This window comes from Streptomyces sp. NPDC048254, assembly GCF_043201895.1.
In the GTDB taxonomy this organism is placed as follows: domain Bacteria; phylum Actinomycetota; class Actinomycetes; order Streptomycetales; family Streptomycetaceae; genus Streptomyces.
Genome location: NZ_JBICZJ010000025.1, coordinates 112783 through 131779, shown reverse-complemented (window position 1 = coordinate 131779; position 18997 = coordinate 112783). Strand labels below are relative to the sequence as shown.

Sequence of the window (18997 nt, the reverse complement as noted above, 5' to 3'; positions counted from 1 at the left end):
TGATGCAGGGCGTCCTGGCTCCCCGCCCACATCGCCGAAGGCGCGATCTCGACAAGCGTGCGCTCGGTGCCACCCCAGCGCGGCAAGGCCAAAGGCCCCAACTGCTGGGGGGCACCCGGTCGAACTGGGCTGCCTCTCGTCGATGCCCTGTGGCTGTGCAAGACGAACGGGAACTTCAACGGCGGCAGCACCGCGCCCGTCCTCACCGGACCGGCCTCGTCACCATGGGCAACGCCGGCGAGGTCCCCAGGGTCACGCGGTCACCGCGAACCGCGAACGACGCCGCCGTGTCCACACGTATCGCACGGCGGCCGGCACAGCCTATATCTCAGGTCGACGCTTCTGGTGCCGCGTTACTGGTACCGCGTACCACCAGCTTCGGGTCCAGTACGGCCTCCCGAGGTTCCAGCTCCGGGTTCTCCAGCCGCTGGACGGCGAACCGTACGGCATGCTCCGCCATCAGTGCCGCGTCCTGGCGGACGGTGGTCAGGCCGATCGGCATCAGATGGGAGAGGTGGCTGTCGTCGTACCCGACGACGGACACATCGCGCGGGACGTCGACGCCCGCCCGCGTCAAGGCCATCAGCAGGCCCCACGCACACCGGTCGTTGCCCGCGAGGACCGCCGTCGGCAGGGCCTGCCCCCCATCGCGCTCCGCCAGGAGCAGGCGGCCCGCCCCGATGCCCGACTCCTCCGTGTGCTCCCCCGGGATCACCCGCGCCTCGGACTCCAGCCCGTGCCGGCGCATCGCGGCCCGGTAGGCACGCCGCCGCTCGGCCGATCCGGGTCCCCGGCCGCCGTCGATGTGCACGATCCGGCGGTGCCCCAGTTCGACGAGATGCTCCATGGCCTGCTGTACGCCCTTGCCCTCGGCGCTGTGCACGAAGTCCACGCGGGCGCGGGACACCCGGCGGCTGACCGAGACGGTCGCTGCCCGGTGTCCGAGTTCGTCGAGATACGTGGCCTCGGCTTCGGGGCCGAGCAGGATCAGCGCCTCGCAGCGGTGGCTGAGCAGCGCCTCGGCCGCCTTCGCCTCGCTGCGGCCATGGGTGGCCGCGGAGAGCAGGACGTCGTAGCCGAGGCGTTCGGCCTCGGGGTATATGCCCTGGATGAGGTCCGCGTGGAAGGTCTGGTGGACGGTGAACATCACGCCGAGCGTGCGGCTGCGGCCGCGGGCCAGCAGCCGGGCCGCGCTGTCGGGGTGGTAGCCGATCTCGTCGGCGACTCGCAACACCCGCTTCCGAGTCTCTTCGCTCGCCCCTGGCTGACCGCGGAAGATGATCGAGACGAGCGCCCGCGACACCCCCGCTTTCGCGGCGACGTCCGCCATCGTGGGCCGCTGCTTTCCCGACGCATCCACCTGTGAACCCACCTTCCGCCGCCGCCAACCCTACGGGCCTCTCGAAATCTCCCAGCAACAAGGTATTGACATGACATTTGGACAGGGGTCATCGTACACAGACTAGAGCGCGCTAGTAGAGCGCGACAGCGAATCTTGTGAGAGTCCCCGCCTCCGGCACGAAAGGGAAACCAGCGTGATGCCGTTCGAAGTGCTGACCATGGGCCGCGTAGGGGTGGACGTGTATCCGCTCCAGACCGGTGTGGGGCTGGCCGAGGTCACGTCGTTCGGCAAGTACCTGGGCGGGAGTCCGACCAACGTGGCCGTCGCCGCCGCCCGGTACGGGCGCTCCACGGCCGTGATCACGAAGACGGGCCGGGACCCGTTCGGGGACTTCGTCCGCACCGCTTTGGAGGGGTACGGCGTCGACAGCCGGTTCGTCGGTACGTCGGACGTCGCGCCGACGCCGGTGACATTCTGCGAGATCTTCCCGCCGGACGACTTCCCGCTGTACTTCTACCGCCTGCCCAAGGCCCCCGACCTGGACATCCAGCCGGCTGAACTGGACCTGGACGCCGTCCGCGACGCCCGGATCTTCTGGGTCACCGGGACGGGGCTGAGCGAGGAGCCGAGCCGCTCGGCCACCCTGGCCGCGCTGGCACACCGGGCGAAGTCGGGCCCGACGGTCTTCGACCTGGACTGGCGGCCGACGTTTTGGAAGGACACAGCCGGGGCCGACGCGGACCGGGCGCGCACCTACTACGCCGAGGCCCTGCGCCACACCACCGTCGCCGTCGGCAACCTGGACGAGTGTGAGGTCGCCACCGGCGAACGCGAGCCGTACGCCGCCGCGAAGGCACTGCTCGCCGCCGGGGTGGAGCTGGCCGTGGTGAAGCAGGGACCCAAGGGTGTCCTGGCCGTCGGCCGCGACGGTTCGGCCGTCGAGATATCGCCGGTCCCGGTGGACGTCGTCAACGGGCTCGGTGCCGGTGACGCCTTCGGCGGCGCGCTCTGCCACGGTCTGCTGTCCGGCTGGGACACCCGCCGCACGGTCGCCTTCGCCAACGCCGCCGGCGCCCTGGTCGCGGGGCGTCTCTCCTGCTCCGACGCGATGCCCACCGAGTCCGAGGTCGAGGCCAAGCTCCGCGAGGCAACCACCGCTTCCATCGAACGAAAGGCGTGACGACGTGCCGTCCGACAACGTGAGCCGGATCGTGGAGGCCCGGGTCAACGACCCCGGCGCCATCGCGGCAGCGGCAGCACGCCGCGTGAAAGCCACCTCGCTCCTCGGCGCCCATGGCAAGGCGATGATCGTCGCGGCCGACCACCCCGCCCGCGGCGCCAACGGCGTCGGCGCCGACCCCACCGCGATGGCCGACCGCTTCGAACTTCTCGACCGTCTGTGCACGGCCCTGGAGCGGCCCGGCGTCACGGGCGTCCTGGGCACCGCCGACATCCTGGAAGACCTGCTGCTGCTCGGCGTGCTCGACGGCAAGAGCGTCTTCGGCTCCATGAACCGGGCCGGACTCGCGGGCTCCGCCTTCGAGATCGACGACCGCTTCACCGGGTACGACGCCGAGACGATCGCCGCGATGGGATTCGACGGCGGCAAGATGCTCACCCGTATCGCCCTCGACGACCTGGCGACCCCGTCCGCCCTCGAAAGCACCGCCCGCGCCGTCAACAAGCTGAATGACCGCCAACTCATCGCCATGATCGAGCCGTTCATGTCCGAGTGGCAGGACGGCAGGATCCGCAACGACCTCTCGACGGACGCCGTCGTCAAGTCGATCACCATCGCCTCCGGTCTGGGCCGCAGCACCGCCTACACCTGGCTGAAGCTCCCGGTCGTGGCGGACATGGAGCGGGTGCTGGCCTCCTCGACGCTGCCCGCGCTGCTGCTGGGCGGCGAGGTCAAGGACCCCGAAGCGGCCTTCGCCTCCTGGGGCAAGGCCCTCAAACTCCCCACAGCCCAGGGCCTGGTCGTCGGCCGCTCCCTGCTCTACCCGTCCAACGGTGACGTCGCCGGCGCGGTCGACAAGGCGGTGAGCCTGCTGTGACGGACACCAGCAAGTACCACCTGCAGAAGGGAACTTCGGCCGACGGCCCCTACGACCTCCTGGTCACGCCCGAGTCGGCGGGCTGGGGACACTCCGGCCTCAGGATCCTGACCCTGGGGCCGGGCCAGGCGCACACCCTGCACACCGGAGACTCCGAGATCCTGGTCCTGCCGCTGACGGGCTCCTGCACCGTCACCACGGACGGCAGGGCCTTCGAACTCGCCGGCCGGACGGGTGTGTTCGCCTCGGCCACCGACTTCGCCTACCTCCCCCGCGAGTCGGAGGCCCTGATCAGCAGCGCGGACGGTGGGACGTACGCGCTGCCCTCCGCCCGTACCGAGCGGAGCTCACTCTCCGCTCGGTACGGGCCCAAGGAGGACGTTCCGGTCGAGCTGCGCGGGGCCGGCGCCTGCTCCCGGCAGGTCAACAACTACTGCCTGCCCGGCACGTTCGAGGCCGAGCAGCTGCTGGTGTGCGAGGTCCTCACCCCCGGCGGCAACTGGTCCTCGTACCCGCCCCACAAGCACGACGAGGCCCGCCCCGGCGAGGAGTCCGAGCTGGAGGAGATCTACTACTTCCAGGTCGCGGGCGAGGGCGGCTTCGCCTACCAGCGGGTCTACGGCACGCCGGAGCGGCCGATCGACGTGCTCGCCGAGGTCCGCTCCGGCGACACCGTGCTGATCCCGCACGGCTGGCACGGTCCGTCGATCGCGGCGCCCGGCTACGACCTCTACTACCTCAACGTCATGGCCGGCCCGGGGCAGGAACGCGCCTGGCTGATCTGCGACGACCCGGCCCACGGGTGGGTGCGGGGGACCTGGGAGTCCCAGGACGTCGACGACCGGCTTCCCTTCGAAGGGGTCACGCAGCGATGAACACCGTACGACTCACCACGTCGCAGGCCCTGGTCCGCTTTCTGGCCAACCAGTACAGCGAGCGGGACGGCCAGGAACAGCGGCTGATCCCCGGCGTCTGGGGCATCTTCGGGCACGGCAACGTGGCCGGGATCGGCCAGGCGCTGCTGCAGGCCGCCATGACGCAAGAGGCCGATCTGCCTTACTACCTGGCCCGCAACGAGCAGGGCATGGTGCACGCGTCGGTGGCGTACGCCAAGATGCGCGACCGGCTGGCGACCTACGCCTGCACGGCCTCGACGGGGCCCGGCTCGACGAACATGATCACGGGTGCGGCCCTCGCCACGACCAACCGCATTCCGGTGCTCCTGCTGCCCAGCGACATGTTCGCCACCCGCGTCGCGGACCCGGTGCTCCAGCAGTTGGAGGACACCCGGGGCGGGGACGTCACGGTCAACGACGCCTTCCGGGCCGTATCGAAGTACTTCGACCGGATCTCCCGGCCCGAGCAGCTGATCCCGGCCGCGCTGGCCGCGATGCGGGTGCTGACCGATCCGGTGGAGACGGGTGCCGTGACGCTGGCACTGCCCCAGGACGTGCAGGCGGAGGCGTACGACTGGCCGGTCGCGTTCTTCCGGCGCCGTGTCTGGCACGTGGGCCGTCCGGTGCCGGAGCCCGCTGTCGTGGAACGGGCCGCGCGCCTGCTGCGCAACGCGAAGAAGCCGCTGATCGTCGCGGGCGGCGGGGCCGTCTACTCCGGTGCCGAGACCCAACTGCGGGCCTTCGCCGCGGCCACCGGAATCCCGGTCGCCGACACCCATGCGGGCAAGGGCGCGGTCGCCTGGGACCATCCGTGCGCGGTCGGCGGCATCGGCTCGACCGGCTCCTACGCGGCGAACGAGCTGGCGAAGGAGGCCGATGTCGTCCTCGGCATCGGCACCCGCTACAGCGACTTCACCACCGCCAGCCACACCGTCTTCGGCAACCCGGACGTCGCCTTCGTCAACCTCAACGTGGCCCGCCTGGACGCGGTCAAGCACTCCGCGGAGCCGCTGGTGGCCGACGCCCGGCTCGGCATCGAGGCCCTCGCGGGCACCCTGACCGACTGGGAGGTCGATCCTCAGTACCGCGAGCACACCCGTCGACTCATCGCCCGCACAAGGGAGATCGAGGACCGCTGTTTCACCGTGGGCCACGGCCCGCTGCCCGCCCAGACCGAGATCCTCGGCGCCCTGGGCGACGTACTCGGCGACCGTGACGTCGTCATCAACGCCGCCGGCTCCATGCCGGGCGACCTCCAACAGCTGTGGCGCGCCCGGGATCCGAAGGCGTACCACGTCGAGTACGCGTACTCCTGCATGGGCTACGAGATCGCCGCCGGTGTCGGCGTCAAGATGGCCGACCCCTCGCGCGAGGTTGTCGTACTCGTCGGCGACGGCTCGTATCTGATGATGGCTCAGGAGATCGTGACCATGGTCTCCGAGGGCCTCAAGGTCATCGTCGTCCTGGTCCAGAACCACGGCTTCGCATCTATCGGCGCGCTGTCGGACTCGCTCGGTTCGCAGCGGTTCGGCACCAAGTACCGTTTCCGCAGCGGCGATACGGGCCTGCTCGACGGGGACGTCCTCCCCGTCGACCTCGCCGCCAACGCCTCCTCGCTCGGCGCGGACGTCCTGCACGCCGCCTCCGTCGACGAGTTCCGTACGGCGATGGAGAAGGCGAAGGCCGCGACCCGCACCACCGTCGTCCATGTCGAGACCGACCTCTACGGACCCAACCCGCCCGGCCACGGCTGGTGGGACGTCCCGGTCAGCCAGACCTCCGCGCTGGAGTCCACCCAGGCCGCGTACGAGGCGTACGCGGCCCACAAGCTCGCCCAGCGGCACTACCTGTAAGTCCCGTCCCCGCAAAGGAAACCCCCACCGTGAAGACCATCCAGCACTGGATCAACGGCTCACCGGTCTCCGGCACGGACACCGCCCCGGTGTTCAACCCGGCCACCGGCGCCGAGCAGGCCCGGGTCACCCTGGGCGGCGCCGCCGACGTGGACAGCGCGGTCCAGGCCGCCTCGCGTGCCTTCGAGACCTGGTCCGAGTCGTCGCTGACCCAGCGCACCCAGGTGATGTTCGCCTTCCGCCAGCTCCTCGTCGACCACGAGGAGGAACTCGGCCGCATCATCTCCGCCGAGCACGGCAAGACCGTCGACGACGCCCGCGGCGAGATCACCCGCGGCCGCGAGGTCGTCGAATTCGCCTGCGGCCTCGGCGACGTGCTCAAGGGATCCTTCTCCGACCAGGTCTCCCGCGGCATCGACGTGCACGACTTCCGCCAGCCCCTCGGCGTCGTCGCCGGCATCACCCCCTTCAACTTCCCCGCCATGGTGCCCCTTTGGATGCACCCCATGGCCATCGCGACCGGCAACACGTTCATTCTCAAGCCGAGTGAGCGCGACCCGTCGGCCGCGAACTTCGTCGCCGAGCTGTACCAGAAGGCGGGCCTGCCCGACGGCGTGTTCAACGTCGTGCACGGCGGCAAGGACGCCGTCGACGCCCTCCTCACCCACCCCGGCATCGAGGCCGTCTCCTTCGTCGGCTCCACCCCCATCGCCAAGTACGTCCACGAACAGGCCACCGCCCACGGCAAGCGCGTCCAGGCCCTCGGCGGCGCCAAGAACCACGCCGTCGTCCTCCCGGACGCCGACCTGGAGTTCGCCGCCAACCACATCACCGCCGGCGCCTACGGCTCCGCGGGCGAACGCTGCATGGCCCTCTCCGTCGCCGTCGCCGTGGGCGAGGCGGCCGAAGGGCTGGTCAAGGTGCTGGAGCGCAAGGCGCGCGAGGTGAAGGTCGGTCCCGGTGACGCCCCCGGCACCGACATGGGTCCGCTGGTCACCAAGGTCGCCCAGGAACGCGTCGAGAACGCCGTCGGCGTCGCCGCCACGCAGGGTGCCACCGTCGTCGTGGACGGCCGCGGACTGAAGCTCGACGACCCCGCGTACGCCGACGGCTTCTTCACCGGCCCGTCCCTCCTCGACCACGTCACGGCCGAGATGGACGCCTACAAGGAGGAACTGTTCGGCCCGGTTCTGGCGGTCGTCCGCGCCGAGTCCCTCGACGAGGCGATCGCGCTGATCAACGCCAACCCCTACGGCAACGGCACCGCCCTGTTCACCGCCTCCGGCGAAGCCGCCCGCCGGTTCCAGCGCAACGTCAAGGTCGGCATGATCGGCATCAACGTCCCGGTCCCCGTGCCGATGTCGTACTACTCCTTCGGCGGCTGGAAGGACTCCCTCGTCGGCGACTCCCCCGTCCACGGCCCCGAGGGCATCCGCTTCTACACCCGCCCCAAGGTCGTCACCACCCGCTGGCCCCAGCCCGCCCAGCAGGTGAACGCCGGCTTCGACTTCCCCACCTCCAGCTGACCCCCAGGGCTCCCTGTCCCCACTCCGCAAAGGACTCACCATGGCAATGGCGCCATCCCCCCTCCGCACCGTCGCCGGCAACCTCTGCCTGGGCTCCGCCCCGGACTCCTGGGGCATCTGGTTCCCCGAAGACGAGCACCAGGTGCCGTACACCCGCTTCCTCGACGAGCTGGCCGAGGCCGGTTACGAGTGGCTCGAACTCGGCCCGTACGGCTACCTCCCCACCGACCCGCAGCGCCTGAGGGAGGAGCTGGACACCCGCGGCCTGCAGGTCTCCGGCGGCACCGCGTTCGGCGCGCTGCACCGCCCGGAGGCGTGGGACGAGATGCTCGCCCACGTCCGGCAGGTCGCCACGCTGACCGCGGCCGCCGGCGCGCACCACCTCGTCCTCATCCCGCCCATGTACCGCGACGAGAAGACCGGCGCGTTCACCGAGTCGCCCGAGCTGACCGCCGACCAGTGGGCGGGCTTCGGCCGCTCCGCCGACCGCCTCGGCAAGCTGCTGCTCGACGAGTACGGCGTACGGCTCGTGATCCATCCGCACGCCGACAGCCACATCCAGACCCAGCCGGAGATCGAGCGGCTGCTCAACGAGTCGGACTCGCGCTACACCAACCTCTGCCTGGACACCGGCCATGTGGCCTACGGCGGCGGCGACAACCTGGACCTGATCCGTCGTTTCGGCGAGCGCGTGGGCTACGTCCACATCAAGCAGATGGACCCTGCGGTGCTGGCCCAAGTCGCCGCCGAGGACCTGTCGTTCGGGGAGGCGGTCAAGCGCGGGGTATGCGTATCACCTCCCGCAGGCGTGCCGAACCCGGCCGACGTAGTGGCCGAACTCGCCCAGCTCGACGCCGAGTTGTTCGTGATCGTCGAGCAGGACCTGTACCCGTGCGCGCCCGAGGTGCCGCTGCCCATCGCGGTCAACACGCGTGAGCACCTGGCCGGTTGCGGACTCACGGGTACCCGCCGCCCGCAGCTCGACCGGTAGGAGGCAGCCATGGACGTCAGGGACGACACGACCGCAGCCCCGGCCACCACGGTCGCGGACGACGCCCCTTGGGCGGTGTCGCGGCGGCTGCGGCTCATCACCGTCATCGCCACCTTCGGCGGACTGCTCTTCGGCTACGACACCGGCGTCATCAACGGCGCCCTGCCCTACATGACCGACGACCTGGGCCTGACCCCCTTCACCGAGGGCATGGTCACCAGCTCGCTGCTGCTCGGCGCGGCCCTGGGCGCGGTCACCGGCGGACGGCTCTCGGACGCGCGCGGACGCCGCCGTACGATTCTCGTCCTCGCCGTGGTGTTCTTCGTCGGCGCACTCGGCTGCACGCTCGCGCCCAACACCGCCGTGATGGTCGTGGCACGGTTCGTGCTCGGCCTCGCGGTCGGCGGTGCGTCGGTGACCGTGCCGGTCTATCTGGCCGAGATCTCGCCCGCCGAGCGGCGCGGGGCATTGGTCACCCGTAACGAACTCATGATTGTCAGCGGGCAGTTGCTCGCGTTCACCTCCAACGCGATCATCGCCCGGGTGGGCGGTGAGTCCGGCGGTGTGTGGCGCTACATGCTCGTGCTCGCCACGATCCCGGCCGTCGTGCTCTGGTTCGGCATGCTGGTCATGCCGGAGAGCCCGCGCTGGCTGGCCTCCAAGACCCGCTTCAGCGAGGCCCTGGACGTACTGAAGCAGGTCCGGTCCCAGCAGCGCGCCGAGGCCGAGTTGCGCGAGGTGTCCGCGCTCGCCGTCAAGGAGGACCAGCAGAAGCTGGGCGGCTGGCAGGACATGAAGTCCACGCCGTCGCTGCGCCGGCTGATGTTCGTCGGCTTCGGCATCGCGATCGTGCAGCAGATCACCGGCGTCAACACGATCATGTACTACGGCACCCAGATCCTCACCGACGCCGGCTTCACCGCCGACAGCGCCCTGACCGCGAACATCGCCAACGGCGTCATCTCGGTGCTCGCGACCTTCGTCGGCATCTGGCTGCTGGGCCGCGTCAACCGCCGCCCCATGCTGATGACCGGTCAGATCGGCACGACAGCAGCCCTGTTGCAGATCGGAGTCTTCTCCCTCGTGCTGCCTTCCGGTGACGGCCGGGCGTTCGCGGTACTCGCGATGACGGTCACCTTCCTCGCCTTCCAGCAGGGCGCGATCTCACCGGTGACCTGGCTGATGCTCTCCGAGATCTTCCCCATGCGGATGCGCGGCTTCGGCATGGGTGTCGCGGCGGTGGTGCTGTGGCTGACCAACTTCGCCATCGGCCTGGTCTTCCCGTCGCTGGTCTCCGCGATCGGGATCTCCAACACCTTCTTCCTCTTCGTGGTGGCGGGCGTCTTCTCGCTCACCTTCGTCAAGCTCTACGTCCCCGAGACCAGGGGCCGCACCCTCGAAACCCTAGAAGCCGAACTCCGGGCGCGCTTCTCCTGACCCCTGATACATAAGGAATGACCATGACAGTACGTGTAGGAGTCATCGGCGCCGGCTGGATCGGCAAGGAGCACATCCGGCGCCTCACCCACACCGTCACCGGCGCCCGCGTCACCGCGGTCACCGACATCGACGCCGCTCGCGCCGAGGAGGCGGCGGCTCCGGTCGGCGCCCGCGTACTGCCCGACGGCGCGGCCCTGATCGCGGCGGACGACGTCGACGCGGTCCTCGTGACGTCCTGGGGCCCGACCCACGCCGAGCACGTGCTGACCGCGATAGCCGCCGGGAAACCGGTGTTCTGCGAGAAGCCGCTGGCCACGACCGCCGAGGACTGCCTGCGGATCGTCGAGGCCGAGACGGCACACGGCCGCCGCCTGGTCCAGGTCGGCTTCATGCGCCGATACGACGCCGGATACCGGCAGTTGAAGCAGGTTATCGACTCCGGCCGGATCGGCACACCGCTGATCGTGCACTGCGCCCACCGCAACCCGACCGTCCCCGAGTCGTACACCTCCGCCATGGCCGCCCTCGACACGGCGGTACACGAGGTGGACGTACTGCGCTGGCTGCTCGACGACGAGATCGTCTCCACCCAGGTGGTCACACCGCGCGCCACGAGCAAGCGGTTCGCCCACCTCAAGGACCCGCAGATCATGCTCTTCGAAACCGCCAACGGCGTCCGCATCGACCTGGAGGTCTTCGTCAACTGCCAGTACGGCTACGACATCCAGTGCGAGGCGGTCGGCGAGGAGGGCCTCGTCCGGCTGCCCGACCCGGCCGCCGTAGGCGTGCGCCACGCCGGACAGCACAGTACGGAGGTGCTCACGGACTGGGTGGGCCGCTTCGCGGACGCCTTCGACACGGAGTTCCGCGAGTGGATCGCGGGGATCGCCGCGGGCAACGAACCCACCGGCCCCTCGGCCTGGGACGGCTACGCGGCCACCGTCATCACCAGCGCGACCGTCGAGGCCCTGGAGTCGGGCCACGTCATCGCCACCGACCTCAAGCCCCGTCCCGCCTTCTACGGAGGTGCCGCGTGAAGATCGCCCTCGACCCCTACATGTTCCGCGCCCTGCCCATCGACGAGATGGTGCGCACGGTCGCCGAACTCGGCTACGACTACATCGAGTTGTCGCCCCGTGACGACTTCATGCCGTTCTTCCTCCACCCACGGGCGGACGACGACCGCGTGGCCGAGTTGAAGAACTCCCTGCGCACGCACGGGGTGAAGCTGTCCTCCGTACTCCCGCTGTACAAGTGGTCCTCGCCCGACGAGACCGAGCGACAGGCCGCCGTACGGTACTGGAAGCGGATGATCGAGATCACCGCCGACCTCGAATGTCCCCTGATGAACAGCGAGTTCAACGGCCGCCCCGAGCGTGCCGCCGAGAGCGAGGCCGCGTTCTGGCGCTCACTGGAGGAACTGCTGCCCGCCTTCGAGCGGGAAGGCATCGCTCTCAACCTGGAGGCCCACCCCGACGACTTCTGCGAGGAGAACACCCCTGCGGTCGACCTCGTCCGGGCGATCAACAAGCCCTGGGTGAACTACCTCTACTGCGCCCCGCACTCCTTCCACCTCTCGGGCTCCGACCCGACGGCGGACATCGCTGCGATGATGCGCTACGCCGGAGACAAACTCCAGCACGTGCACATCGCCGACTCCTACAACCACAAGGGCTCCTCCGGCCTGCGCTACATCCTCAACCCGCCCGGCACCACCGCCCGCATCCACCAGCACCTCGACATCGACCAGGGCGAGGTCGACTGGAACGCCTTCTTCGGCACGCTCCGCGAGCTCGACTTCGACGGCGTGGCCACCGCCTGCGTCTTCGCCTGGGAGGAACGCGCCCGCGAGTCCTCGACGTTCATGCTCGACCGCATCACCAAGGAACTCACCGTGTGACCGACCGCCCCGTCAGGCGGACTTGAGATGCGCTCCGGCGCTCGGGGCCTGGGCGGGGAGCTCGATGACATCACTCATCGAGCCCACCGCCCGGCTCCCGATGGGGCCCGTGGCCTGAACTTACTCGTCCAAACTCCTGGCAGGAGCCACACCCTCACCATCGCTGCCCGGGGTGGTACTGCCCGACCACCCACGCCGACTGCGTGACGCACCACGAGTGGCACTGAACCGCTCTCGTGTGGGACGCGGCCGGCGGCCTCACAGCAGTGAGCGTCTCCGGGCCCGGTGTCTCGCCTGGCGAAACGTCGCCCGGTACGTCCACACGCTGGTGTCCTGTGGGAGCGCGCCCGCTCCGTACACGACGTCCCGGGCGCGCTCGTCGCGTGCCCGGGACGTCCCGCCGCGGCGGCCGCTTCATTACACCGCGGCGATGCCCTCCATGCCGGATGCGGCGAAGGCAGGCAGTCCTGTGATCGTCGTGATCTTGGTGAGGGCGCCGGTGCGCCCGACACGGAAGCCGTCGACGGTGCCGGAGGTCGCGTTCTGGACGTAGACGAACTTGTCTGCGGCGACAGCGATGTCGATGACGCCCTGGGACTTTCCGGACGGCGCGGCGGCGATGCCCGCCTCGTTGGTCAGGGCGAGTCGGCCTTGTGCGTCCTGGCGATAGCCGCTGACGGTGGAGTTGCCGGTGCTGCCGCCGAAGAAGAAGTCGCCGGCCCGTTCCAGCCAGCACAGGGTGTCCTGCCCGTTCGGCAAGGGCTCCTGCACGGTCTCCAACTCACCATCCCGTCCCACCTTGTAGGTGCTGACGGTGGAATTGGCGGCCTCGGCGACCAGCATCCGCCCGGACTTGTCGAAGGCGATGGAGAACGGCACCATGCCCGCCGACTTGTTCACGACCGGCTCGTCCGCCGGGAGCCCGTCCCTGCCCACGGGGAAGACCTCGATGGTGTTCGCCGACTTGGTGGTGACGACCAGGTCCCGGCCGTCCGGCGTGAACGCGACCTGCCCCGGCGAGCTGCTGAACAACGGCACCTTCTCGTTCTTCAGCCCCAGGCCGCGGTACGAACCGCTCAGCGGCTTCAGCCCCTCGGAGGTGATCCGGAAGCCCTGGACGCTTCCCGCGCCGCCCGCGTTCATGACGTAGGCGAGGTCCCCCGATACCGTGATGGACGACGGGAAGTCGCCTCCCGTGGACAGGGTCTGGCGATCCATCAGCTTCTGTCCTCGCACGGCGAAGGACGTCAGGGTGCCGCTGCCCGCGTTGACCGCCAGGAGCCGGCCGGACCGGTGGTCGTAGACGAGCGATCCCTGCGAGGCCAGCGAGTCGGTCGGCGCGTCGGTCTGGTCCCCGCCCTTGCCGCCGGTCGCGTACGTCCCCGCGGCGGTCAGCTTCCCGTCGTCGCCCCGGCGGAAGACGTGGATGGTGTTTCCGGTCAGTTCGTTGCCCTGGACGAAGACGGCGTGGTCGGCTTTCGAAGCGGCACGTGGGGCGGGTGAGACCTGCGCCGCGGAGGCGACGTTGACCGTGACCACGGCCGCCGCGACGGCCACCGCTCCGCCGCCCAGGACGGTCAGCCTCTTCTGCAGCTTCGACCTGCGTTTGTTGTGCCTGCTCATGTGCGGCTCCTCTGGCCCGGGGCTTGTGGGACCAGAGTTGCCGCTGTGAAGCGGCGCATGAAGGCGTTCGAACTCCGTGTCACAGTCTCGTAAGGTCCAGTCCCGCGCGACCTCATTCCTCGCCGAGTCCGCCTTGTTCAAAGGAGGTTCTTGCGCAGCGTTCCCCCCTGGGCGACCAGGACGACGTTCTCCGGCCGGCCAAGGCTGCCGATGTCGCGCAGGGGGTCCTGGTCGACAACCACGAAGTCCGCGGTCTTCCCCGCCTCCAGGGAGCCCAGTCGGTCGTCGGCGCCGAGGAGCCGGGCCGCGGTGAGCGTGCCTGAGGTGATCGCGGCCAGCGGGTCCATGCCGAGTTCCACCAGAAACGACAACTCGCTCAGATTACGGCCGTGCGCGACGACACCGGCGTCCGTGCCGAGAGCGATCGGGACACCGCGGGCGATGGCGTGCGCGATGTTCTCCTTGGTGATGCCGGCCCAGCGGCTCTTCTTGCGGAAGTGGTAGTCGGGCATGGCCGCCTCGTCGAGTGGGGCGAAGACCGTGGCGAGGGTGGGGACGAGGACGGCGCCCCGCTCCAGGGCCAGATCGCACAGCTCGTCGGTCATTCCGTAGCCGTGCTCGATGCTGGTGACACCGGCCTGGAGGGCGTTGCGGATACCCGCGGTGCCCTGGGCGTGCGCGGCGACCGTCTTCCCGCGATGCCGTCGGGCCTCGTCGACGACGGCCTTCAGCTCGTCGGGGGTCAGCCCCTCGTCGTCGGGGTCGTCGTGCGGGCTGCCCATGCCGCCGGTGGCGCAGACCTTGATGACGTCCGCGCCGTCACGCAGCATGCGCCGGGCCGCGATCCGCACCTCGTCGGGGGTGTCGGCGAGCTCGGTCAGATGCGGGGCGGCGTTCACACCGCTGGGCAGCGAGCAGTCGGCGTGGCCACCGGTGTGGCCGATCACCTTGACCGCGGTCTGAAGCCGGGGGCCCTCGACGAGACCGCGCTCGACGGCGCTGCGATAGCCGGCGGGCAGGCCACCGAGGTCGCGCAGCGACGTGACACCCGCGTGCAGGGTGGTGCGCAGCCGCCCCGCGATCTCGAACGTCTCCACGGTCGGGTCGGCGGTCAGGCCCGCGGTGAGCCCGCGTCCCGGGGTCATGCACAGGTGCGTATGGCAGTCGAAGAAGCCGGGGAGCAGGGTGCGTCCGCGCAGATCCACCGTCACCGCCGTCGGCGTCGGGGGCGCGGTCGCCGCCGGTCCCGCATAGACGATCAGACCGGCGTCGTCCACGACGAGGACCGCGTCCGGTACTGGTACGGCTCCGGTTCCGTCGATCAGAGTCGCATGCTGGTAACGGGTGTTCATGGCATCTCCGTAAGGAAGCGGTGTTCGCCGGAGCCGACTTCGGGGCGCTCCGCCATGCCCGGCAGGTCGATCAGCGCGGTGGTGCCGGGCGGGACCGTGACCGTGACGCGCAGCACACCGTCGGTGCGGGACCAGGACACGGCGGCGCGGCCGTACGGCGTTTCGTGTGTGGCGGAGGCGTGGGTGAGTCCGCCGCCTGGGCGGGGGCGGACCAGCAGGCGGCGGTAGCCGGCGGCCGCGGGGGCGAGCCCGGCGACGGTGCGGTGCAGCCAGTCGGCGACGGCGCCGAGGGCGTAGTGGTTGAAGGAGGTCATCTCGCCGGGGTTGACCGTGCCGTCCGGCAGCATGCTGTCCCAGCGTTCCCAGACGGTGGTCGCGCCCATGGTGACCGGGTAGAGCCACGACGGGCAGGTCTTCGTGAGCAGCAGTCGGTACGCCGTGTCGTACTCCCCCGCGTCGCACAGCGCGTCGCAGATCAGCGGCGTGCCGACGAAGCCGGTACCGATGTGGAAGCCGCCCTCACGGACGAGTTCGGCGAGACGGCGGCCCGCCTGGGCCCGATGGGCGTCGGCGAGGAGGCCGAAGCGCAGGGCGAGGGCGTACGTGGTCTGGGCGTCGTTCGTCAACAGGCCGTCCGGGGTGACGTACTCGTCGCGGAAGGCGGCCCGTACCGCCTCGGCCAGCTTCGTGTAGTGGGCGTGGTCGTCGTCCCTGCCGAGGAGTTGGGCGGTGCGGCCGAGCAGGGAGGCCGAGTGGGCGTAGTAGGCGGTGGCGACCAGTTGTCTGTCGGTGCGCGCGTCGCCGGGGCGGTCCGGCGGGGCGGCGGGGTCGAGCCAGTCGCCCAGCTGACGGTCGGTGTTCCACAGGTGCCGGTCACCGGCCACGGCGGTGATGCCGTCGACCCAGGCCTTCATGCTGTCGTACCGGTCGGCGAGGATACCGAGGTCGCCGTAGCGCTCGTACATCACCCAGGGCACGACGACCGCCGCGTCTCCCCAGGCGGCGGCGCGCAGTTCGGGGAAGCGGTCGCGGAAGAAGGGCACGTACATCGGGACCCGGCCGTCCGGGTACTGCTGGGCGGCGAGGTCGGTCAGCCAGGAGCGCAACAGGCCGGAGCAGTCGTACAGGAAGGTCGCGGTGGGGGCGAAGATCTGCACGTCGCCGGTCCAGCCGAGGCGTTCGTCGCGCTGCGGGCAGTCGGTGGGGATGTCGACGAAGTTGCCGCGCATGCCCCACACCACGTTCTCGTGCAGGCGGTTGAGCAGCGGATCGGAACAGCTGAACCAGCCGGTGCGGCGCATGTCGGTGTGCAGGACGACGGCCTGGATGTCACCTTCGCCCATGTCCCCCGGCCACCCGGTGACTTCGGCATAGCGGAAGCCGTGGAAGGTGAAGCGTGGTTCCCACTCCTCGCCGTCTGCCTCACCCCGCAGGGTGTACGTGTCCGTGGCGCGGGCCTCGCGCAGCGGGCGCACGGCGAGTTCGCCGTCCTGAAGCACTTCGGCATGGCGCAGGGTGACGGTGCGTCCGGCCTCGCCGGTGACCCGGATACGGAGGCGGCCGACGAGGTTCTGACCGAAGTCGAGGATCGTACGGCCGGACGGTGAGGTGAGGACGGTGACGGGAGCCAGCGTTTCGGTACGGCGTACGGGCGGGCCGTCCGGGGCGACGAGCGGCGCCAGGTCGTACGACAGCACCTCGACCGGACTCCACTCCGCGGGCACGCGGCGCGCGTCGTACTCCTCACCCTCGTAGATCCCGGAGGTGCGGATCGGGCCGTGCGCGGCCTGCCATCCCGAGTCGCTGCCGAAGGTTTCGGTGGTGCCGTCGGTGTGGCGCACCTCGATCTGGACGAGAGCGGCCAGCCGGTCTCCGTAGATGTTGCGGCGTCCGCCCCCGAAGCCGATCCGGCCGCGGAACCAGCCGTCGGCCAGCAGCACGCCGACCGTGTTGCCGCCCATGTGCAGCGCTTCGGTGATGTCGTACGTCTGGTGGCGCAGCCGCTCGGTGTAGTGGGTCCAGCCGGGGGCCAGGACGTGGTCGCCGACGCGTACGCCGTTGATCTCCGCCTCGTACAGGCCGTGGCTGGTGACGTAGAGGCGGGCGGACGCCACGGGCGCACGCAGCCGGAAGGTGCCGCGCAGCACGGGTGGCGGCACCTGCCGGTCGGTGGCCTCGGGCCAGGCCGGGGACACGAAGCGGGCCTGCCAGTCGGACGGTTCGAGCAGCCCGGCCTCGACGGTCAGCGGCGCGGACCACGGGCTCGGGCCCCCGCCTTTCGGCCCCCATACCCGTACGGACACGCCGACTCGCTGCCGCGAGTGCAGGGGGTCGCCGGGCCAGGGCACCAGGACCGAGTCCGCGGACAGCCGACGGGCCGTGTACAGCTCCCGCTCACCGTCCGTGAGCCGGATCTGGTACGCCGACTGGGCCCAGCCCGCGCGGGTGGTGACGGTCTGCCAGCTCAGCCGGGGGCAAGGCTCTCCGATCCCGAGCGGCTCCCTGTGGTGTTCGGCGCGCAGGGCGGTCACGTGGATGTCCTGGTCAGGCATGGTCCTCCTCCGAGAGTGCCTGGGCCGGCACGAGCGGGAGAGCGAAGCGGAAGACCGCTCCCTGCGGCTGGTTCCCGGCCGCGTGGATTCGGCCGCCGTGACGGGTGATGATGCGGTGGCTCAGGGCCAGGCCGATGCCGCTGCCGTTCTCCTTCGAGGTGAAGACACCGTCGAAGATCCGGTCCCCGGGAAGGTCGACCGGCAGGCCCCGGCCGTGGTCACGGACGGCGAGTTCGGCGTTTTGGTCCGCCGTCCGCCGCGTGACGAGTTCGACCTTGCGCTCCCCCGGCGGCCAACCGGCCATCTCCTCGATGGCGTTGAAGGCGAGGTTCATGACGACCTGCCCGATGAGGACGTTCTCGCAGCGCACCGGGAGAGACACGTCGGTGAGGTGGAACTGAACGTCCACGGCGTGCTGTTGGGCTCTCAGGCCGATGAAGTAGGCACAGTCCTCGACGATCGTGTTGAGGTCGGTCAGCTGCTCGGACTGCTCCAGGCGGCCCACGTACTGCCGCAGGCTGCCCAGGATCCGCCGGGCCCGCTCGATCTGCCGTACTGCGTTGTCCAGCCCCCAGGCGACGGACTCGTCGCCGGCGGCGAGCCGGCCGCGGGCTCCCTCCACGAAGTTGTACGCGGCGGCGAGCGGCTGGCTCACCTCGTGCGCGATCGCCATGGCCATGTCGCCCATGGCGTTGTTGCGGGCGAGGTGGTTGAGGTGCTGGGTGTCCCGGCGGTGTTCCTCCTCGGCGCGCACCCGGTCGGTGATGTCGTAGAACAGCAGGAGCCGGCCGCTCAGATCGCTCTCGATGTCGATGTGCTGGCAGGTGGCCGCGTACCAGCGGGCCTCGCCGCCGGGTGCGCCGAGACGGTAGCGGCCCTCGCGCTCGGGGACGGCACCGTCACGGCAGTAGTCCGCGAAGTCGGCGCCGTGCAGGGCCGGTACGTCGACTGCGAGCAGCTTGGCTGCGGACTCGCTCGCGAAGACCACACAGCCGCCGCCGTCAAGGACGACGATGCCCTCGGCCAGATTGCCGAGGAAGGTGCGCAGTCGCCCCTCGGTGCGGAACAGATCGCGGCGGACGGCCTTCTCCTCGGCGATGTCACGGAACTGGACCATCACGACGGGGCGGGACGGCAGGTCCACGCGGATCGCGATGGCTTCGGTCAGGATCTCCTCACCGCTCTTGGAGCGGTAGCACCACTCGGTGGCGCTGACCCCGTCCTCGACCGCCTGCCCGAGCCAGCGGTGACCGAGTTCCCGGCTGTACTGGCGGGCGTTCTTGCTCATGTCGGGGGCCTTGAGCGGCTTCAGTTCGTCGACGGTCCACTCCAGCAGGTCGCAGGCCGCCTGGTTCGCCCAGAGGATGTCGTACGTCCTCGCGTCGTGGAGCAGCACGCAGTACTTCAAGGCCTGTGTCAGGGCCCGGAAGTCGGCCGGTTCGAGATCGTTCATGCGGCCTTGCCC

Annotated in this window: 14 protein-coding genes; 9 read left to right on the top strand and 5 right to left on the bottom strand. The window is 70.2% G+C overall.

Annotated features, from left to right (window positions below):
• Positions 1-328: 328 nt before the first annotated feature.
• Positions 329-1330 carry a LacI family DNA-binding transcriptional regulator gene (locus ACGFZQ_RS45635; RefSeq protein WP_393845478.1) on the bottom strand — a complete coding sequence of 334 codons (1002 nt, stop codon included), beginning with the start codon at positions 1328-1330 and terminating at the stop codon, positions 329-331.
• Positions 1331-1538: 208 nt separating this feature from the next.
• Between ACGFZQ_RS45635 and iolC the strand changes: the two genes are divergently transcribed.
• From iolC to ACGFZQ_RS45590, 9 genes are read left to right on the top strand one after another with little or no spacing between them, the layout of a single operon-like run.
• Positions 1539-2522 carry a 5-dehydro-2-deoxygluconokinase gene (gene iolC, locus ACGFZQ_RS45630; protein ID WP_393845477.1) on the top strand — a complete coding sequence of 328 codons (984 nt, stop codon included), beginning with the start codon at positions 1539-1541 and terminating at the stop codon, positions 2520-2522.
• A gap of 4 nt (positions 2523-2526) precedes the next feature.
• The gene (locus ACGFZQ_RS45625) at positions 2527-3399 is read left to right on the top strand and encodes an aldolase (RefSeq protein ID WP_393845454.1); all 873 of its coding nucleotides are present in this window, start codon (positions 2527-2529) and stop codon (positions 3397-3399) included.
• Positions 3396-4274 carry a 5-deoxy-glucuronate isomerase gene (iolB, locus tag ACGFZQ_RS45620; protein ID WP_393845453.1) on the top strand — a complete coding sequence of 293 codons (879 nt, stop codon included), beginning with the start codon at positions 3396-3398 and terminating at the stop codon, positions 4272-4274. Before ACGFZQ_RS45625 ends, iolB begins: the two co-directional genes overlap by 4 nt.
• The gene (iolD, locus tag ACGFZQ_RS45615) at positions 4271-6148 is read left to right on the top strand and encodes a 3D-(3,5/4)-trihydroxycyclohexane-1,2-dione acylhydrolase (decyclizing) (RefSeq protein WP_393845452.1); all 1878 of its coding nucleotides are present in this window, start codon (positions 4271-4273) and stop codon (positions 6146-6148) included. Before iolB ends, iolD begins: the two co-directional genes overlap by 4 nt.
• A 29-nt stretch (positions 6149-6177) precedes the next feature.
• Positions 6178-7674: a CoA-acylating methylmalonate-semialdehyde dehydrogenase gene (locus ACGFZQ_RS45610; RefSeq protein WP_393845451.1), complete on the top strand. Its 1497-nt coding sequence runs from the start codon at positions 6178-6180 to the stop codon at positions 7672-7674.
• A 40-nt stretch (positions 7675-7714) separates the two neighbouring features.
• Positions 7715-8665 (top strand): TIM barrel protein, encoded by a 951-nt coding sequence (locus ACGFZQ_RS45605; protein ID WP_393845450.1) that lies wholly within the window; start codon positions 7715-7717, stop codon positions 8663-8665.
• Between the two features lie 9 nt (positions 8666-8674).
• A complete protein-coding gene (locus ACGFZQ_RS45600) occupies positions 8675-10102 on the top strand; it encodes a sugar porter family MFS transporter (protein WP_393845449.1) in 1428 nt (475 codons plus the stop codon).
• Positions 10103-10125: 23 nt separating this feature from the next.
• Positions 10126-11142 (top strand): Gfo/Idh/MocA family oxidoreductase, encoded by a 1017-nt coding sequence (locus tag ACGFZQ_RS45595; protein ID WP_393845448.1) that lies wholly within the window; start codon positions 10126-10128, stop codon positions 11140-11142.
• Positions 11139-12005 (top strand): sugar phosphate isomerase/epimerase family protein, encoded by an 867-nt coding sequence (locus ACGFZQ_RS45590; protein WP_393845447.1) that lies wholly within the window; start codon positions 11139-11141, stop codon positions 12003-12005. Before ACGFZQ_RS45595 ends, ACGFZQ_RS45590 begins: the two co-directional genes overlap by 4 nt.
• Before the next feature lie 417 nt (positions 12006-12422).
• Here ACGFZQ_RS45590 and ACGFZQ_RS45585 read toward each other — a convergent pair whose 3' ends face one another.
• From ACGFZQ_RS45585 to ACGFZQ_RS45570, 4 genes are all read right to left on the bottom strand, one after another.
• Positions 12423-13628 (bottom strand): lactonase family protein, encoded by a 1206-nt coding sequence (locus tag ACGFZQ_RS45585; protein ID WP_393845446.1) that lies wholly within the window; start codon positions 13626-13628, stop codon positions 12423-12425.
• A 137-nt stretch (positions 13629-13765) separates the two neighbouring features.
• Positions 13766-14980 (bottom strand): amidohydrolase family protein, encoded by a 1215-nt coding sequence (locus ACGFZQ_RS45580; protein ID WP_393845445.1) that lies wholly within the window; start codon positions 14978-14980, stop codon positions 13766-13768.
• Complete coding sequence (locus ACGFZQ_RS45575) at positions 14977-17532, bottom strand: glycoside hydrolase family 78 protein (RefSeq protein ID WP_393845444.1); 2556 nt, start codon at positions 17530-17532, stop codon at positions 14977-14979. The genes ACGFZQ_RS45580 and ACGFZQ_RS45575 overlap by 4 nt, the downstream gene beginning before the upstream one ends.
• Positions 17525-18985 (bottom strand): ATP-binding protein, encoded by a 1461-nt coding sequence (locus tag ACGFZQ_RS45570; protein ID WP_393845443.1) that lies wholly within the window; start codon positions 18983-18985, stop codon positions 17525-17527. The genes ACGFZQ_RS45575 and ACGFZQ_RS45570 overlap by 8 nt, the downstream gene beginning before the upstream one ends.
• Positions 18986-18997 lie beyond the last annotated feature (12 nt).

What these genes read in the sequence shown, in the direction of transcription:
- iolD (WP_393845452.1), top strand. Translation starts at nt 4,271, where the DNA reads ATGAACACCGTACGACTCACCACGTCGCAGGCCCTGGTCCGCTTTCTG.
- iolC (WP_393845477.1), top strand. Translation starts at nt 1,539, where the DNA reads ATGCCGTTCGAAGTGCTGACCATGGGCCGCGTAGGGGTGGACGTGTAT.
- ACGFZQ_RS45605 (WP_393845450.1), top strand. Translation starts at nt 7,715, where the DNA reads ATGGCAATGGCGCCATCCCCCCTCCGCACCGTCGCCGGCAACCTCTGC.
- ACGFZQ_RS45635 (WP_393845478.1), bottom strand. Translation starts at nt 1,330, where the DNA reads ATGGCGGACGTCGCCGCGAAAGCGGGGGTGTCGCGGGCGCTCGTCTCG.
- ACGFZQ_RS45570 (WP_393845443.1), bottom strand. Translation starts at nt 18,985, where the DNA reads ATGAACGATCTCGAACCGGCCGACTTCCGGGCCCTGACACAGGCCTTG.
- ACGFZQ_RS45585 (WP_393845446.1), bottom strand. Translation starts at nt 13,628, where the DNA reads ATGAGCAGGCACAACAAACGCAGGTCGAAGCTGCAGAAGAGGCTGACC.
- ACGFZQ_RS45580 (WP_393845445.1), bottom strand. Translation starts at nt 14,980, where the DNA reads ATGAACACCCGTTACCAGCATGCGACTCTGATCGACGGAACCGGAGCC.
- ACGFZQ_RS45595 (WP_393845448.1), top strand. Translation starts at nt 10,126, where the DNA reads ATGACAGTACGTGTAGGAGTCATCGGCGCCGGCTGGATCGGCAAGGAG.
- ACGFZQ_RS45600 (WP_393845449.1), top strand. Translation starts at nt 8,675, where the DNA reads ATGGACGTCAGGGACGACACGACCGCAGCCCCGGCCACCACGGTCGCG.
- ACGFZQ_RS45575 (WP_393845444.1), bottom strand. Translation starts at nt 17,532, where the DNA reads ATGCCTGACCAGGACATCCACGTGACCGCCCTGCGCGCCGAACACCAC.